This is a genomic window from Rheinheimera metallidurans, from assembly GCF_036983985.1.
GTDB classification, from domain to species: Bacteria; Pseudomonadota; Gammaproteobacteria; order Enterobacterales; family Alteromonadaceae; genus Alishewanella; species Alishewanella metallidurans.
In genome coordinates, this window is sequence record NZ_JALAHQ010000003.1 from 167,084 (window position 1) to 184,217 (window position 17,134).

The following is a 17,134-nucleotide window of genomic DNA, read 5'->3' on the forward strand; positions in this document are numbered from 1 at the left end:
TTTTTTAGTATGCATTACTTAGGAGCTACAGCATGAAATTAGGTTCGGCGCTAACCCTACTCGGTACTGGTATAACTGCAGTACTGTTTAATATGTCAGTTGCTCACGCTGCAGAAGTAAATATCTATTCTGGCCGCCAAGAAGAATTAATTAAACCGCTATTAGAAAAATTTACTGCCGACACCGGTATTAAAGTAAATTTAATTACCGGTAAGCCAGATGAGCTAATTAGCCGCATGCTAAGCGAAGGCCGTAACAGCCCAGCGGATATACTTATTAGTACCGACGTAGGCCGGCTGTATCGTGCCCAGCAGCAAAACGTGCTGCAAAGTATAAACTCTGAAGCATTAACACAAGCGATACCTGCTGCACTACGTGATCCCGCAGGGCACTGGTATGGTTTAACCATGCGTGCCCGGCCAATTTTATATGTAGGAGGTAAAGTAAAACCTGAAGAATTATCCACCTATGAAGATTTAGCCAGCCCGAAATGGCGCGGCCGTATTTGCGTGCGCTCATCTGACAATATTTATAATCAGTCGATGACCGCTAGCATTATTGCCCATGACGGCGTTACCGCAGCCGAAAGCTGGGCTAAAGGCTTAGTGGCAAACTTTGCCCGCCCGCCTAAAGGTGGCGACAGAGACCAAATTAAAGCCGCTGTAGCCGGCGTATGTGATATTGCGATTGCTAATACCTACTATTTAGGCGGCATGCTAGCCGATAAAAATGAACAAGCCGTGGCGCAGCAAGTTAAGGTATTTTGGCCAAATCAAGCCGATCGTGGTGCGCACATTAATATCTCTGGTGCAGGCATAGCGAAGTACTCGCCTAATAAAGCCGCTGCTATACAGCTACTTGAGTATATGGTTACCGCAGAAGCGCAGCAGTGGTATGCGGTAGCTAACCACGAATACCCAGTAATTAGCTCAGGTAAGCTAAGTGATATACTGCAGAGCTTTGGTGAATTTAAAGCCGATCAGTTATCGCTAGAAAAGTTAGGCGAATTAAATAGCGATGCTATTCGAGTGATGGATCGCGCTGGCTGGAAGTAGTAATTGAACACTATATTCTTTAATAACCTAAGCGCCAGATAATGCGTGATATCTGGCGTTGGTCGGTGCTAATGCCTGCGCTGCTGCTGGCCATGCCAGTGCTCGTAGTTTTTACTAGCCTATTTACGCCACAACCTGATATTTGGCTGCATTTACGCCAAACTGTGCTAGCGGATTACGTTATTAACTCGTTACTGTTGGCTACAGGCACTGGTATCGGCGCGTTGTTGCTTGGCACGTCTAGCGCTTGGTTAATTAGCCAGTATCAGTTTATTGGTCGGCGTTATGTGCAGTGGCTACTGTTACTGCCGCTTGCTATGCCTGCTTACATTATCGCTTATACCTACACCGGCATGCTCGACTTTTCTGGCCCACTGCAAACGGCGCTACGCAGTCAGTTTGGCTGGCATTATGGCGATTACTGGTTTCCGGAAATACGCTCGTTAGGCGGCGCCGTTATTATGCTGTCGCTGGTATTGTACCCTTACGTTTATATGCTGGCGCGCACGGCGTTTCGTGAGCAATCCTTATCGTTATTTGAAGCCAGCCGCACTTTAGCGTTAAGCCCAAGGCGACATTTTTGGCAGGTGGCGCTGCCTTTAGCGCGGCCCGCCATTTTAACCGGCACAGCGTTAGCAATGATGGAAGCCTTTGCCGATTACGGCACAGTGCAATATTTTGGTGTCGCCACCTTTACTACCGGTATTTTTCGTACCTGGTTTGGTATGGGCAACCAAGTTGCGGCAGCACAATTGGCTGCGATGCTTACCAGCTTCGTGCTGTTACTGTTGGTGTTAGAACGCTGGTCACGCCGTAAAATTCGTTATTATCATCAAGGACAGCAACACCAGGCGCCAATGCTGAGAACGGTTAGCAAAACACGGCAGTTGCTCCTATTACTGTTATGTTTGTTACCTGTGTGCTTGGGCTTTGTCATACCGGCTGCGCAGCTTATTAGCTGGGCGTTGTCTAACTATCAAGTAACACTTAATCAGCAGTTTGCTCAGTTGGCATGGAATAGCTTTAGCTTAGCAGCTATAGCTGCGGGCATTTCCGTGATGCTGGCACTGTTGTTCGCTTATGCTAAGCGTTTACGCCAAGATGCCGTAGTGCAAACACCGGTGCGTGTTGCCGCTCTAGGTTATGCGGTACCGGGTACCGTAATTGCTATTGGCGTTATGTTGCCACTAGCGTGGCTAGATGGGCGCATCGATTTACTGGCCGAGCAATGGTTTGGTACTCGCACCGGCTTAGTATTTTCGGGTAGCGTTTTCGCGCTATTGCTGGCTTACAGTGTGCGGTTTTTAGCGGTGTCATTACACAGTGTTGAAGCAGGATTAGAGCGAATTAAGCCAAGTATGGACAACGCTGCCCGTTCATTAGGCTGCACGCCACTTCAGGTACTAAAGAAAGTACATGTGCCATTACTGAGTGGCAGTGTGTTTAGTGCCTTATTGCTAGTTTTTGTTGATGTGTTAAAAGAACTGCCCGCCACGTTAATTTTACGGCCATTTAATTTTAATACGCTAGCGGTGCGTACCTACGAGCTTGCCTCCGACGAGCGTTTAGCCGACTCGGCACTGCCGGCACTGGCAATAGTATTGGTGAGTTTATTGCCGGTAATTTTGTTAGCGCGATCGGTAGACGTCGCCAGCAAAGGAAAGAATTAATGCTAAACATACAAAAGGTTAGCATTGCCTATGCTAAGCATAACGTCGTTAACAATATCTGCTTTTCGTTAGATCAAGGCCAAATTGGTTGCTTAGTTGGCCCCTCTGGGTGTGGCAAAACAACCTTATTGCGTGCCATCGCCGGTTTTGAGCCAATTACAGCGGGTAGCATTAGTTTAGCTGGGCAGGCGGTAAGTGCGGCTGATATGCTGCTAGCGCCTGAGCAAAGGCAAGTGGGCATGGTGTTTCAAGATTTTGCTTTATTTCCTCATCTTAATGTTGCCGATAACATTAGTTTTGGCTTACGGCACAGTACTAAAGCTAATAAAGCGGCTAAGGTTAAACAACTATTGCAGTTAGTCGGCTTACCCGACTTAGCGCAGCGCTATATCTATCAGTTATCTGGTGGTCAGCAACAACGTGTCGCCTTAGCTCGAGCTTTAGCTCCTGAGCCTAAAGTACTGCTATTAGACGAGCCGTTTTCTAGCCTAGACGCTGAGCTACGTGAAGGGCTAGCCCGCGAAATACGTCATATTTTACAACAGCTAAATATTACTGCGGTAATGGTAACGCACGATCAAAACGAAGCTTTTGCTATGGCTGACATCGTCGGCGTAATGCAGCAAGGGCAACTGCAGCAATGGGCGACACCTTACGAGCTATACCATAAACCTGCTAACCGTTTTGTTGCCGATTTTATTGGCCGTGGCGTATTACTGCCAGGCACTATGCTAGATGCCCAGCAGGTGCAAACTAACTTGGGTCGGTTTGTACAGCGGTACAGCAGCGCGTTGCAAGCCGGTGACAAGGTTGAAATACTTATTCGCCCCGACGATATTGTGCACGACGATACTAGCAATGTTACCGCACTGGTTGTGGAAAAAGCGTTTCGTGGTTCACATATTTTATATCGGTTAACATTAGACAGTGGTGAGCAAGTGCAGTGCTTAGCACTGAGTCATCATAACCATGCAATAGGCGAACACATTGGTATTCGCCTTGATTTAGATCACGTGGTGTTGTTTCCCAAATAACGTGCGGCCCTTTTATCCAATTGGCCATTCATCTTTAACCTGAGTGGCTATTGTTTTAGATTAACCAGACTCGAACGCGAAGGGGTAATAATACGTAATGCTGCATATAGGTTTGCACTTTATTATTCCCGCAATATTGGTGGCGCTATTTTTTCGACATAATTGGAAATCAGCTTACCTAATACTTGCGGCAACTATGCTCGTCGATATCGATCATCTTATTGCACAGCCGATATATGATCCTAACCGTTGTAGCATTAACTTTCATCCGTTGCATAAATTGTGGCTTATTGCGGTATATATTTTGCTTTGTTTCTTGCCTAAAACTAGGCTCCTTGGGCTCGGCTTATCCATTCATATGGCACTTGACTCGATAGATTGCCAAATAACAAATGGTGTTTGGATGCAGCACTAACGTAAACAATTAAAAGTTTTTCTGTTGCAACAAATACTCTGCTAGTGCTTGATACGCGGGTAATGATGTTGGATCATTGACGCCATTAGCTGCTATGGGATGTGAGGCAAAGCGAACAATCACCATTTGCGCGGTTGGGTCAATATACATCGTTTGACCGTGCACACCGCGGGCTGCAAAAGCGTGATGTTTGTTGTGCAGTATCCACCACATGCTTTTGTAACTACCCTTTGGCAAGGTAGTGTAATCTGCTTTGGCAAAAACTTCAGGGTTACCGCCTTGGCAAATACTGTCGATGGCTTGCTGCGGAATAGCTTGTACATTATTAACTTTGCCATTGTTTAATATAGCTTGGCCTAATTTTGCCATGTCACGTAAGGTTGCACTTAAGCCACCGCCGGCAAACGGCGTACCCAAGCTATCAATTGTCATCTAACTTGCCCTGAGCGATCAGCATTTCTGCTAATAAACCGGTTAAAGATTTCGTCATTGACATGGCGGCATGATATTCAGTTTCATGCAGACAACCAAAATAGCGCTCATACACCACTTTACCTTGATGCAACACGATAATGCCATCGGTATAGTTCGCCATTAGGCTTTGCTGCTAGGTCATAGTTTGGTTGCTATTCAGCGGTGTAAAACGCAGCTCGTCTATATTGGCTAACGGTGAAAAAACCAGTGGCTGATAATGGCTAATTGCGCGGTTAATATTGGTGGTGGGTAACAGTTGGCGCATGTTACATACTGACCAGCGCAGCTTAGGAAAGCTAAAAAAATTACTGTCAGGTTGCGTAATGCGTTTGCTTTGCGCTGGCGGGAAACCCTGCATCCAACCCATTTTTACCGGGTCGGAGTCTTGTGCCGACATAGTCGGGTTTGCCGCAGTTACTGGGAGTACCAGCAAAGTTAACGCTACCGCAGTACTAAGAGTTAAGACTTTGCTACCGTTAATTCGCTGCATGTTTTGCCCTTCTTGCTTGGCGTAGCCACTCAGCTTTTGCTTAAACTGAGTGGCTATTGTTTTAAGTTAACCTAAGCAGCTAGCTTTTGGGTTGCTCGATAGCTTGAGCCGCACTGGCATCGGCGTCTTGCTGCGGGCTAGATAAGGTTGCTTGATCCGAAGTTACCGGCATCGCGCGCGATTGCTGGTTAATTTGGTAAATTTGTTCTGTGTTAGATAAATCTTGCGCGTTTTTAATACTAGCAATGGTTTCGCGGTTTGACATGAAACTTTGAATATCATCCAAAATAGCCTGCATTTCTTGTGGGTTATCTTCCATTTCTAATATGTGACGCGGGTGCTCTACGTTTTTCGCACCGCTATCAGCAAAGGTGCTACTCATAATGCGCGAGCTAATAATCCACGGCGTTAACGATGAGCGCATTACGTAGTTTTCTGATGCGGTAGAATCGTAAATACCTTTACCTGTGGTTAATTTACTTTCGGTATAAGTACCTTCACATTTTAGGTATACCAGTAGCGAGTTAAAATTAAGTTCGGCCCAAAACGTGTGGCTATAATTTTCCAGTAAGCGGCCAAAGCTGTGGCAAATTAACCAACTAAATAGCAAGCTAAGAATAAATTGGCTTTCGTTGAACAAGCTGATAACAAAGCTTTGAGTTGCCGCGTCAGACGGGCGGGCAATAGCTTGAAATTGATGCACTAGTTCTAAGATAGAGCGGGCTTCAAACAGCAAGTAAAATAAAATAAACGGACCAATAAGCAATAGCACTTGGCCAGCAATGGTCGAGAAAACACGCAGCTGCTTAAATAAAGCGGTGTGCTCCAGCGGTGCATATGCCGGCTGGGTTTCTATCATGATTTCGCCGCTAAAATTACCTTTGCTTTCTGATTGCTCATTCAAGTTAGGGTTTAGCTCGCGATATACGCGGTTTGGGATCTCTTTATAACGACGATTAGCCATAACAATGTTGTCGATATTAACGAACAGTTCGCGCGGATGGATATTTTCTTGCCAATTGGCGCGGTATTCTGACACCTTAGTTTGAGCCTTTACCTGTGCGGTGCGTTGTTTTAACAGCAAAAATATAAAGGCTCCGCTGATTGCCGCAAATAGCAGTACTAACAACAATTGTGGTGCGATGGCAAAACTGTGTAACTCGGATTGCCGTAGCTCAGCAACAAGCTCGGCAATATCGGGTTGTTGCAGTAAGAAATTGATGATTAAGCCCATTATTACTGGCGCTAAAATAGCAAAGGCCATAATTTTTGCCAGTTTTAGGTTGCCTTGAGTTTCAATGCTGCGCTCTGCTTGGCGATACACGGTGCTGGCGCCGCGCCAGCTTAAAATTAAATAAATAACTAATACCGCAGAAAAAAATGGTAACAAAATATCGCCAGTGTCGCCGGCTAAACCGGTTAAACACACAAAGGCAGTAAGGGCGTAGGCGACTAAAGCGATAATAGTGGCGATAAGCGCGCCAGAGAAACGCTGAGCTAAATTACGCAGCGGGTAGGGCAAAAAGATCAGTTTAGGTACCAGGGTATGTACTAGGCGTGAAATAAAACCTACCGGTTCAACAAAGGTTTTGTTTTTTCTGCCCATTAACATTTCTTCTAAATCAATGCTTTTGTAATGTGGCTTTTCTAGTTTCGCCGTTTCACGCTCGGATTTACTGTAGTTAGGCGCCAAAGAGGTTGGCACGCTGCGACCAACAAAAAAGCGTAACATTTGAAAAATACCACCACCCAAAGCCCGTAAGCCGCCGGCTAATAACACAAAGCCAATTGCCGCAGAAATCCAGGCCAGGGTTTTATCCTGTTGTACCAAGCTAACAACCTGCAATAGCGGGTATATACCTAATAACGTTACAACCAAGCCGCGTGCGGCTCGCAGTAAACCTTCCGCTTTAAATGGATTGCGGATCCCTAACGACTCACTGCCATAATCATAGGCCATTGCTATGTCCTTTTATAAATCAATTTGTTAACTAAGGCATCTATTTGCCTGGGTAGTATATGTTGTGCAAAATACTGAGGGATATATTAAGCGGAACAGGCTATACATTGCGAATTTAATTACATAAAGAAAAAGGGTGCTCAATACCTGCCGCACCCACCAGGGAAGGGGACTAATTTTTAGTTCAAAAAGCCGGCAATTTGGCTAGCAACGGCCTCGATACCGATAACACCGTCTAAATGCCCCCAGTTACCAGGGATTTCAGCATACTGTGGCGTGTTGCCCGCTGCAGTCATAGCTGCAGCACTATTTTTACTTAATGCCGGCGGTAATAGTAGGTCGCCAGTGGCGGGTAAAAACAGAGTTGGAGCAGTAATTTTAGCTACCGCTTGTTGCCAGTTGTCGCCCATACCAGCACGCCACAGTTGAGATGCACGCACTAAGTACAGAATATGGTTCGCATCTTGATAGGTAGCGCGTAGTTTTGCCTGTTGCATTAACTGCTGCCATGCAGAAAAACTAGCGCGAATATCATGTTGTGGTGCAGTATCAAGCTCAGGGGCTGGATAATTTAGGTTAAAGCCAACCGGATTCAGTGCATCTTGCGTAATATATGCCAGTGCCGTAGTCAGGCCCTGTATTGGTTGGCCTTGTTGGTAATAGTCACCATTTAACCATGCTGGATCTGTTTTAATCGGATAAGACCAACGCTCTAACTTAACGGCGCTGTAGGCATCCATGTAAGCACTACCAATTACTGGAATTAATCGCTGCACTTTATCTGGGTAGCGCACTGCCCATTCAATAGCCTGAAATGAACCCATTGATGGGCCGACAACCGCATGTAACGTTGAAATACCTAAACTATCGAGTAAGGCTTTTTGTACTTCAACAAAATCGCCAATGGTAACTACCGGAAAACTTAAGCCATACGGCTTACCTGTGGCGGGGTTAATGGTTGCAGGGCCGGTAGTTATTACGTTGGCATCAAATACGTTAGCGTTAACTAGCGTATCACTGCTAATCACGTAAAACTTATTAGTATCTATGGCTTTACCCGGGCCAACAATGGCGTCCCAGTAGCCAGCGGCAGTGTCTGCTGCATGGTATTTACCTGCAGCATGGCTAGTACCCGAAAAATAATGAGTGATTAAAATAACATTAGATTTGTCAGCATTAAGCTTGCCATAGGCTTCCCAGCCAATATTAACTGGGGCAATAGTGCTACCGCTTGCAGTAGTAAAACGATCTAGCGTAAAGCGCTGCTTTTGAACAATGAGTGTGTCACTGCAGGCATTAAAACTTAACCCAGCAAGTAGCAGTATGGTCAAAAAAATACGCATGTTAAGTCCTTAAAACCACTGAAATAATACGATAGCCAGTGCCGTGCCCAACACAGGGACCAATACACTAACTACGGCTACCGGCCAATAAGCATTGTGGTGGCTTTCACCACAAATAGCACGAATAGTGGTAACCACATAGCCGTTATGCGGCAGCGAGTCTAGCGCACCAGACGAAATAGCAACCACACGGTGCAATTGTTCTGGGTTAACGCCGCGGTCTAAATAGTGCGGTGCAATCTCGGGTAGTGCAATCACTTGGCCACCCGACGCTGAGCCGGTTAAGCCGGCAATCGCACTAACCGCAACAGCGGCACCCACCAACTCTGGGCCAGGTAAGTGTGTCATATAGTTTACTACGCTGGCAAAAGCAGGGGTTAGTTTAGCCACTGAACCAAAGCCGACTACGGCAGCCGTGTTGCCAATGGCCAATAGCGCACCAAGCACACCTTCATTAGTGGCTGCTGCGGGGTTAAGTAAAAAACGAAAATTGAGTAAATACAAACTGACTACGCCGCCGCTTAAAGCCACAATTAATGCGGCTTGTTGTAGGCTGTTGTGGAGTAAAAATGATAGCAGTAACACTACTCCCAAAGGGGCAATACCTTTAAGTGGGTGAGGTAGCTCACGGTCGGTAATTTCTGGGTCGCCAGTACGTTGGCTAAATTGCTCGCCTTGCTTAACCGCATGCTTAATCATCCACATCAGTAACATATAGCCGACTATCGCCATAAAAATGGCCACCATAATACTAACCTGCCAGCCTGCATAGGGCGTGGTTTTAAGGTAGGGAATAGGGATCCAATTTTGAATTTCTGGCGAGCCAGCAGAGGTCATAGTAAAGGTAACTGAACCCAGTGCTAGTGCTGCAGGAATAAAGCGGCGGGGCAGGTTGGCACCTTTAAATAAACTTACCGCCATAGGGTAGGCAGAAAATGCGACGACAAATACACTAACACCGCCGTAAGTAAGTACGGCACAAGCCAGCACCACAGCGAGTACCGCTTTGCCCTGGCCTAGCTTGTTCACAATCATCAAAGCTACCGAGTCGGCAGCGCCGGTGTGCTCCATCAGCTTGCCAAATAGTGAACCGAGTAAAAACATTAAAAACCAAGCGGCGACAAAACCAGAGAAACCAGACATATAGCCATTAACAAAGTCTATTTTGTCGCTAACATGCCAAAATGGAATGCCGTTGGTTACGGCCACTAGCAGTGCGCACAGAGGTGCGGTAATAAATAGGTTGAAACCACGCATGGTAAGTACGATAAGTAGGCCAAGGCCGGCCAATAATCCAAGAAGACTCAACATCTTATTATCCTTGTGCTCATTTTCGCTTAGTCTGATACAGGAAGGCTCACATCACCATAGTACTAAGGTACAGGTTAAAAATTCTGCGTTTAGGCCTACAGTAACCCTAGATAAATAAAAACAAGATATGCGAACACAAACAGCAGGAGAGCCAACATGGCCAATAATTATAAGATTAATGCAACGCACAAGTTTAGCCGTACCTTACTCAAGCCTAGTTTAGTTGCCTTAGCTATTAGTGGTTGTTTTGCCGGCACAGTGCTAGCGCAAGAAACTGCCAAAGGCGCCGATGACGTTAAGTTAGAGCGTATTGAAGTAACCGCTCGTCGTACTGTAGAAAATTTGCAAGAAGTGCCGGTTGCTGTAACCTCATTAGGTGAAGAAGAATTAGCGCAGCGCGGTATGGACAATATTACGGCTGTCGCGCAGTTTTCACCCAATACCACCTTGCAAGTATCGCGCGGCACAAATAGTACGCTAACGGCCTATATCCGTGGTATTGGCCAACAAGATCCACTATGGGGTTTTGAACCCGGCGTGGGTATCTACATTGATGATGTTTACATGGCGCGACCTCAGGGCGCGGCGTTAGACGTATATGACGTGGAACGCATAGAAGTATTGCGTGGCCCGCAAGGTACCTTGTATGGTCGTAACACTATTGGTGGTGCAGTAAAATATGTCACTAAGCAACTTACCGGCGAGAATGAATTCGCCGTTCGTGGCACCTTAGGTACTAAAAGTCAGCGTGATTTGAAAATTTCTGGTCAAACGGCGTTAGCAGATAACCTGTTTATTAGCGGTGCTTTTGCTACCTTTAATCGTGATGGTTTTGGTAAGTTTCTTAACACCGGCGATGACAACTACAATAAAGAGTTAATGACTGGACGTGTAAGCGTACAGTGGAATGTCGCAGACAATTTCCGTTTAGCGTTAAATGCCGATAAAACGGTAGATGAATCTAATCCGCGTGGCGGCTTTCGTTTATTCCCTAGTGCTTTAGCACCTAACGATATCCAATCTAATAGCGTATATGACGCCAACATCAGTATGCCGGTAACAAACAAGGTAGAAACTGAAGGCCAGTCACTTACCATGACGCTAGATTTGTCAGAGAATTGGACACTTAAGTCGGTTACTGCACATCGTGAAGGTAAAACCGATACCAATATCGATTTTGACTCAACAACCTTCCCTACACTGGATATCCCCGCATTTTATGAAGATACGCAGGTATCTCAAGAGTTACAGCTGATGTACAGTGATGACAAGCTGAAGGTCGCTTCGGGGCTATATTACTACGACGGCGAAGCCTGCGGTGCCTTTGGTCAGGTAGTTTATGGCGCTAGCACTACAGAAAACGGTGGCTGTGTGCAAACCGATAGTATTGCCGCTTATGCACAGGGTTCGTATCAGCTAGATGATAAATGGTCTTTAACCTTTGGTGGTCGTTATACCAAAGATGACAAAGAGGCCGATGTTTACCGTTATGTTTATGCCGGTTATAAATTCCCACGTGACCCTAACGGCGTTTATTTAGCTACGCAAACTGAATTTACTGGTAAAGAAAGCTTTAGCCACTTTTCGCCGCGTATCGGCGCAGAGTATCAGTATAGTCGTGACTTAATGCTGTATGGTAGCTATACCGATGGCTTTAAATCAGGTGGCTTTGATATGCGAGCCAACCAAGCTATTAACCCAGATGCAAGCAAGCCTTACCAAGAAGAAACGGTTGATACCTTTGAATTAGGTATGAAGAGTGAATGGTTAGACCAACGATTACGTGTTAACGCGTCGGTGTTTATGTCATCTTACGATGATATGCAGGTAACGGTGCAGCGTGCGGTTGAAACGTCACCGGGTGTTGTTACTGTTGCATCACAAGTACTAAACGCGGCCAGTGCTGATATTAACGGTGTGGAATTAGAAGCTCAGTTTGCCGTTACTAACGACTTTGAACTTAGCATGATTGTCGGTTACTTAGATGCCAGCTTCAATAAAGTAGAGTTTTTTGACCCCACTCAGCAAAAAGTAGTTGATGTATCTAACGTGTGGGCCTTTGCTAACACACCGGAGTTAACTGCAACCTTAGCGGGTAAATACAGCATTGCGACTGAAATTGGTGAATTTGTTATTACCGCGAATATGGCACATCGTAGTGAAACGCAAATTTTTGAAGTGCCATCGGTGCTAGATTACGGCGGTTACAGCGTATTTAATGCCGGTGTAAATTGGTACTCAAATGATGGCCATTGGGACGTTGCTCTGCAGGGCAAAAACTTAGGTGACAAACAAGCGCGTATCGCGGGCTACAACTTTGCTGGCCCGGCACTTGATAACTCGGTATTGGGTTTTTATATTGACCCACGCACCATTAGCTTAAGTGTTGGTTACCGTTTCTAATTAAGAAAACCCTTGCCGGGGCGCAAGCCCCGGTACATTATGGGCCAAAAGGCTCAGAACTGAATTTATGATTGCTTTAATTGCTGACGACCACCCACTATTTCGCGTTGCTTTAGCTCAAGCCTGCGCCAATATTCTTGGTAATGATGCGCTATTATTACAAGCGCAAAGCATGCAACAACTATGGCCACTACTGCGCGCTCACCCCGATACTAACTTTATATTTCTTGACTTAAAAATGCCCGGTAGCGATGGTTTTACTGGCTTAACTGCGCTGCGCACAGAATACCCCGATGTGCCGGTTATTATGGTATCGGCAGAAGAAGACCCGGTTATTATTAAACAAGCACTGACACTGGGTGCTGCAGCTTATATTCCTAAATCTGTACCGCTTGAAATGCTGTCTGAAGCCATCGCCGCAGTATTAAACGGCGACAGCTGGTTACCTGCTGAGCTAGTAGCAGATGTTAATAGTGCGGTGCCACTGATTGATGAAGACTTTGCCCAGCGCTTAGAGCAACTAACCCCGCAGCAGTTTAGAGTATTAAAAATGATTGCTGACGGCTTGCTAAATAAGCAAATTGCTTATGAAATGAATGTACAAGAAACCACGGTAAAGCAGCATGTTTCGGCGATATTGCGCAAGCTAGACGTTAACAACCGAACGCTTGCGGGTATCTTGTTTGAAAAGCTACGTTTACCTAGTTAGTACTAACGCAGTAATCGGGTAAACAGCCGCTTTAGTGCCACAGGCTTTAATGGTTTAAGTAAAAAGTAAAAGCCGGCGTTTAGTGCATGTTCACGAATAGCTTCGCTATGATCAGCAGAATGAATAATTACCGGTATTGTTAGCGCAAATTGTGCAACCAGCTTGTTGGCCACTTCTACGCCCATTTCGTTGTTATCTAAATGATAGTCAAACAACAGTAAATCAGGCTTTAAGCCTTGCGCTAAGGCAAGTTCTGCCTCTGCGGGTAAGCCAACCGCAGTCACATCGGCGTGCCAGCTGCGTAGCAATTCGGTAACTGCGCTGCGTAGTTGCGGTTCATTGTCTAATAACAAAATGGTTTTGCCAGCAAAGCTGGCGGCGATATTAGGCTGGTGTATGCTACGGATAACGGCAGGCGCAGTGGTGGCTAGCGGTAACTGAATGCTAAAGCAGCTGCCTTTGCCAACTTCAGACTGTAATTTCAAGTTGTGACCAAGAATACCGGTAATACGGTTGGCTATGGCTAAACCTAAGCCTAAACCACGTTGATCTTGTTGTTCACCTTGTTGAAACTCATCAAAAATACGCAGTTGCTCGTTTTCAGCTATGCCGATACCGGTATCAAGCACACAGATGCGTATATCGCTACCACAGCGTTTTACGCCAAGCAACACCTTACCGGTGGTGGTGTAACGAATAGCATTGGCTAATAGGTTTTGCACTACGCGCTTTAGTAGTTTTCTATCGGTGCTAACCGCTAGTTTTGACGGGATGTAATGCAGTTTTAAGCCTTTTTCTGCCGCCAGTATTGCCGCATCACGCGCAATATCATCTAATAAGGCATGCAAGCTAATGCTTTGCACATTAGCGGTTATTACTCCAGAGTCGAGCTTAGTCAGTTCTAAAATTGCGCCTAATAGTTCTTCGGCCGAATTTAATGAGCTAATTAAATTTTGACTTAGCTGCTTTAGCTCCGGTGTTGTTTGTTGGTCGCGCAGTAAGCTGGCGAATAATGCCGAGGCATTAAAGGGCTGCATTAAATCATGGCTGGCTGCGGCAAAAAAACGAGTTTTCGCTTGGGTACTTTCTTCAATTTTTTGTTGGGCTAATTGCAGTTGCTGGTTTAATTGCTGCAATGCTTGAGTGCGTTCTGTTACGCGCTGTTCAAGCTGTTGTTGCGTATCAATAAAGGCGCTTACGTCGCTATAGGTAGTAACAAAGCCACCACCGGGCAACGGATTACCTTGCATTTCTAGTACGCTACCATTTTGCTGGCGGCGCTGAAATTTATAGGCACTACCTTGTTTTAAATAACTTAAACGCTTTTGAATTTCAGCGTCGATATTGTCGCTATCAATGAGGCCACGTTCAAGGTTGTAACGAATAACATCGGCTACCGGTTTGCCAACTTCAACTAAACCCGTGGGGTAGCTAAACATATCAATATAACGCTGATTCCAGGCAATTAGGCGAAGATCAGCATCTACTACGCTAATACCTTGACTAATGTTATCGATAGTTGAGCGCAGCAGGGCTTGGTTAAACTGAAATACTTGGCTGGCTTCGTCAACAAAACGTGCGACGGATTCAAGCGGTAACGACGCATGGCGGCCACTGGCATCCATAATTAAGCGCATTGAAGCGCCACCGACTACGGCCGCTAGGCTGCGTTCGGCTGCTTGCAGTAGGTTAGCTGGAGCAAGCTGCTGTAACTCGTGAGGCTCTTTTAAATTGCGCTGTAATAAGCGCTGTGCTTCTTTATCACCCGCAAAACGTTTTACTAATAAATAACAATCTTGCACCGATAAATTGAGTGGTCGAGTAGGTTGGCTGCTCACTTGAGTGCGTAAAAACCGCCCACTTTCTAGCCATTCGCCAACGCGGGTAACACTAAAACGACTAACCAATACAACCAATAAACAGTTTAAGCTGAGGCTAACTAGCGTACCTATGCTGATAACATCGGCATCTAAGCCAAATAGGTGGTGGGGGGCTAAGTAACTAATACCAAAAGGCCCTTGCGCTAACCACGCTTGGCCAATTAACCCGGCCCGGCTTAGTTCGGGCAGTAAAATAATGTAGGCCCAAGCGATAGCGCCACCACACAAGCCGGCAATAGCGCCTTGGCGGTTAATATTGCGGCTAAGTAAGCCCAGAATTAATACCGGAGCCAGTTGTGCTACTAAAGCAAATGCCATTAGCCCTAATTGCGCTAAGCCTGTGGCAGTGCCAATCCAGCGATAATAGACATAGCCCAATGCCATTACCGCAAGCATAGTAATGCGGCGCAGAGTGGCAATTTTAATATGTTTAGCCGGTGTTGGCTGATTAGCTGGCGTGCGATAAATTAGCGGTGCTAATAGCTCGTTGGTAATCATAATGCCTAGCACTACAGTAGCCACCACCACCATACTGGTTGCGGCAGAAAACCCACCAAGGTAGGCCAGCAATGCCATATCGGTACGCTGCGCAGCTAGTGGTAGTTGTAGCAATACCAAATCAATATTGGCATCGGCACCCAGCAGCATTACCCCGGCTAGCGCCAGCGGTAGAGTAAACATGCCCATTAGCAGTAAATAGAGTGGAAAAATCCAGCGGGCACTGCGCAAATGGCCAAGATGTTGGCCTTCAACAAAGGTTACATGAAACTGGCGTGGTAAGCATAAGGTAGCGGCAAAACCCAATAATACGTGCAGCCAGTAAGTGTGTGTTGGCGCTGCCTGTTGTTGCACTTGTTGCACCGCGTTACTTTGGCCGGCAAGCTGAAAAATTTGTGCTACGCCATCATACATGCCCCAAAACACGAAAGAGGCAATGGCTAACAGGGCTAATAGTTTTACTAAGGATTCAAAGGCGATGGCCGTCATTAAGCCAGGGTTAGGTTGATGCGCCTTAGCGCCTTTGCTAACAAATAGTAGCGCAAATACTGCCATCCATAAACTAACGTAAAGGCCGGTATCGGCATACCAAGCGTCGTTAGGTGCGCTCACCACCAGCGTGTTAATACTGGTTGAAACGGCTTGCAGCTGCAGTGCAATGTAAGGAATAACCGACATCAGTAAAATGAGGGTGGTAATAACCGCTAGTAAGCGCGAGTGGCCAAAGCGGGTGGCGATAAAGTCGGCGATAGAAGTAATGCGATAACGCCGACAGGCAATAGCAATATGGGCTACTAGCTTAAAACCAAACCAAAACAGAATGAATGAGCCGATGTAGGTTGGCGGCATCCACCAACCGTTAACCGCGGCTTGGGCGGTAACACCATAAAATGCCCACGAGGTGCAATAAATAGATAAGGCAAAGCTAAATACCCAAGGTGCGAGCGGATGCTTGCTATTAATGCGCCGGCCAAAGTGACCAACGCTAAATAAAATTAGCAAATAGATTAACGAAAGCGCAGCAATGGTGCCAATACCTATGCTGCTACCGGTTAAATTCATAAACTCAGGCGCTGTGATCATTTTTTCTGTTGCTCGATTGTGCCTGAGTTTTTAATGCTGGGCTAGCGCGCTGTCCAGCCACCATCTAGTACTAACGTTTGTGCCGTCATATGCCGAGCTGCGTCACTGCATAAAAACGCCGTAGTAGCGGCAATTTCATCAACGCCAATAAAGGCTTTTTGTGGCATAGGGGCCAGCATAATTTGTTCAATTACTTGCTGCTCGGTTAAGTTGTGCTCTTTTGCTTGCGCTGCTATTTGTTGCTCTACTAGCGGCGTTTTAACATAGGCAGGGCAAACGGTGTTAATCGTAAAATTTTTGTCGGCGTTTTCTAACGCAACCACCTTACTAAAACCGAGTAAACCATGCTTGGCGGCTACATAGGCCGATTTAAACGGCGATGCTATTAACGCATGAATAGAGCCTATATTAATAATACGGCCAAAATTACGCTCGCGCATACCCGGCAGTAAGGCGCGGCTGAGCATGGCAGGCCCGGTTAGCATAACGTTTAATAGCATCTGCCATTTTTCTGGTGGAAAATCTTCCAAGCGTGCGACATGTTGAATACCAGCATTATTAACTAACACATCAATATTATATTGCGCGGCACAGCGCGCGATAGAATCGGCATTAGTAACATCCAGCAAGATGCCTTCGGCGTGATAACCAAGCTGCTTTAGCTGTGCGACTTTAGTGTCGATACTTGCTTGGTGTAAATCAGCAATAATGACCTGGTGCTGTTGCTCAGCAAAATGGCTAGCAATAGCAAAACCAATGCCTCCAGTGCCACCTGTAATTAGAATTTGCATGCGGTTAACTCCCGTAAC

Annotated in this window: 14 protein-coding genes; 6 read left to right on the top strand and 8 right to left on the bottom strand. The window is 46.0% G+C overall.

Features of this window, described 5'->3' with window-relative positions:
* The first annotated feature begins 32 nt into the window (after positions 1-32).
* From MN199_RS09870 to MN199_RS09885, 4 genes are all read left to right on the top strand, one after another.
* Entirely contained in the window at positions 33-1,055 is a 1,023-nt protein-coding gene (locus MN199_RS09870) for a Fe(3+) ABC transporter substrate-binding protein (protein ID WP_418338087.1), read from the top strand.
* 41 nt (positions 1,056-1,096) lie between these two features.
* Complete coding sequence (locus tag MN199_RS09875) at positions 1,097-2,725, top strand: ABC transporter permease (protein WP_335739308.1); 1,629 nt, start codon at positions 1,097-1,099, stop codon at positions 2,723-2,725.
* Positions 2,725-3,759, top strand: coding sequence for an ABC transporter ATP-binding protein (locus tag MN199_RS09880; protein WP_335739309.1), 1,035 nt, complete (start codon positions 2,725-2,727; stop codon positions 3,757-3,759). Before MN199_RS09875 ends, MN199_RS09880 begins: the two co-directional genes overlap by 1 nt.
* Positions 3,760-3,856: 97 nt before the next feature.
* Complete coding sequence (locus MN199_RS09885; RefSeq protein ID WP_132585448.1) at positions 3,857-4,174, top strand: DUF6122 family protein; 318 nt, start codon at positions 3,857-3,859, stop codon at positions 4,172-4,174.
* A 9-nt stretch (positions 4,175-4,183) separates the two neighbouring features.
* On the opposite strand, the gene MN199_RS09890 is transcribed toward MN199_RS09885, so the two are convergent.
* From MN199_RS09890 to MN199_RS09915, 6 genes are all read right to left on the bottom strand, one after another.
* The gene (locus MN199_RS09890; RefSeq protein WP_335739310.1) at positions 4,184-4,606 is read right to left on the bottom strand and encodes a serine hydrolase domain-containing protein; all 423 of its coding nucleotides are present in this window, start codon (positions 4,604-4,606) and stop codon (positions 4,184-4,186) included.
* The gene (locus tag MN199_RS09895) at positions 4,596-4,769 is read right to left on the bottom strand and encodes a serine hydrolase (protein ID WP_335739311.1); all 174 of its coding nucleotides are present in this window, start codon (positions 4,767-4,769) and stop codon (positions 4,596-4,598) included. The genes MN199_RS09890 and MN199_RS09895 overlap by 11 nt, the downstream gene beginning before the upstream one ends.
* Before the next feature lie 12 nt (positions 4,770-4,781).
* Positions 4,782-5,138, bottom strand: coding sequence for a hypothetical protein (locus MN199_RS09900; protein ID WP_243695512.1), 357 nt, complete (start codon positions 5,136-5,138; stop codon positions 4,782-4,784).
* 79 nt (positions 5,139-5,217) lie between these two features.
* Positions 5,218-7,098 carry a hypothetical protein gene (locus MN199_RS09905; RefSeq protein WP_335739312.1) on the bottom strand — a complete coding sequence of 627 codons (1,881 nt, stop codon included), beginning with the start codon at positions 7,096-7,098 and terminating at the stop codon, positions 5,218-5,220.
* A 179-nt stretch (positions 7,099-7,277) separates the two neighbouring features.
* Positions 7,278-8,441, bottom strand: a complete 1,164-nt coding sequence (locus MN199_RS09910) for an E22 family MetX-like putative esterase (RefSeq protein WP_335739313.1) — start codon at positions 8,439-8,441, stop codon at positions 7,278-7,280.
* Positions 8,442-8,450: 9 nt separating this feature from the next.
* The gene (locus tag MN199_RS09915; RefSeq protein WP_335739314.1) at positions 8,451-9,752 is read right to left on the bottom strand and encodes a GntP family permease; all 1,302 of its coding nucleotides are present in this window, start codon (positions 9,750-9,752) and stop codon (positions 8,451-8,453) included.
* A gap of 156 nt (positions 9,753-9,908) precedes the next feature.
* On the opposite strand from MN199_RS09915, the gene MN199_RS09920 reads away from it, so the two are divergent.
* Positions 9,909-12,155, top strand: a complete 2,247-nt coding sequence (locus MN199_RS09920) for a TonB-dependent receptor (RefSeq protein WP_335739315.1) — start codon at positions 9,909-9,911, stop codon at positions 12,153-12,155.
* A 67-nt stretch (positions 12,156-12,222) separates the two neighbouring features.
* Positions 12,223-12,864, top strand: coding sequence for a response regulator transcription factor (locus MN199_RS09925; protein ID WP_335739316.1), 642 nt, complete (start codon positions 12,223-12,225; stop codon positions 12,862-12,864).
* Positions 12,865-12,866: 2 nt separating this feature from the next.
* Here MN199_RS09925 and MN199_RS09930 read toward each other — a convergent pair whose 3' ends face one another.
* Both MN199_RS09930 and MN199_RS09935 read right to left on the bottom strand, forming a co-directional pair.
* A complete protein-coding gene (locus MN199_RS09930; RefSeq protein ID WP_335739317.1) occupies positions 12,867-16,325 on the bottom strand; it encodes a PAS domain-containing hybrid sensor histidine kinase/response regulator in 3,459 nt (1,152 codons plus the stop codon).
* A gap of 41 nt (positions 16,326-16,366) precedes the next feature.
* The gene (locus tag MN199_RS09935; RefSeq protein ID WP_132585408.1) at positions 16,367-17,116 is read right to left on the bottom strand and encodes a 3-hydroxybutyrate dehydrogenase; all 750 of its coding nucleotides are present in this window, start codon (positions 17,114-17,116) and stop codon (positions 16,367-16,369) included.
* Between the last annotated feature and the right edge of the window lie 18 nt (positions 17,117-17,134).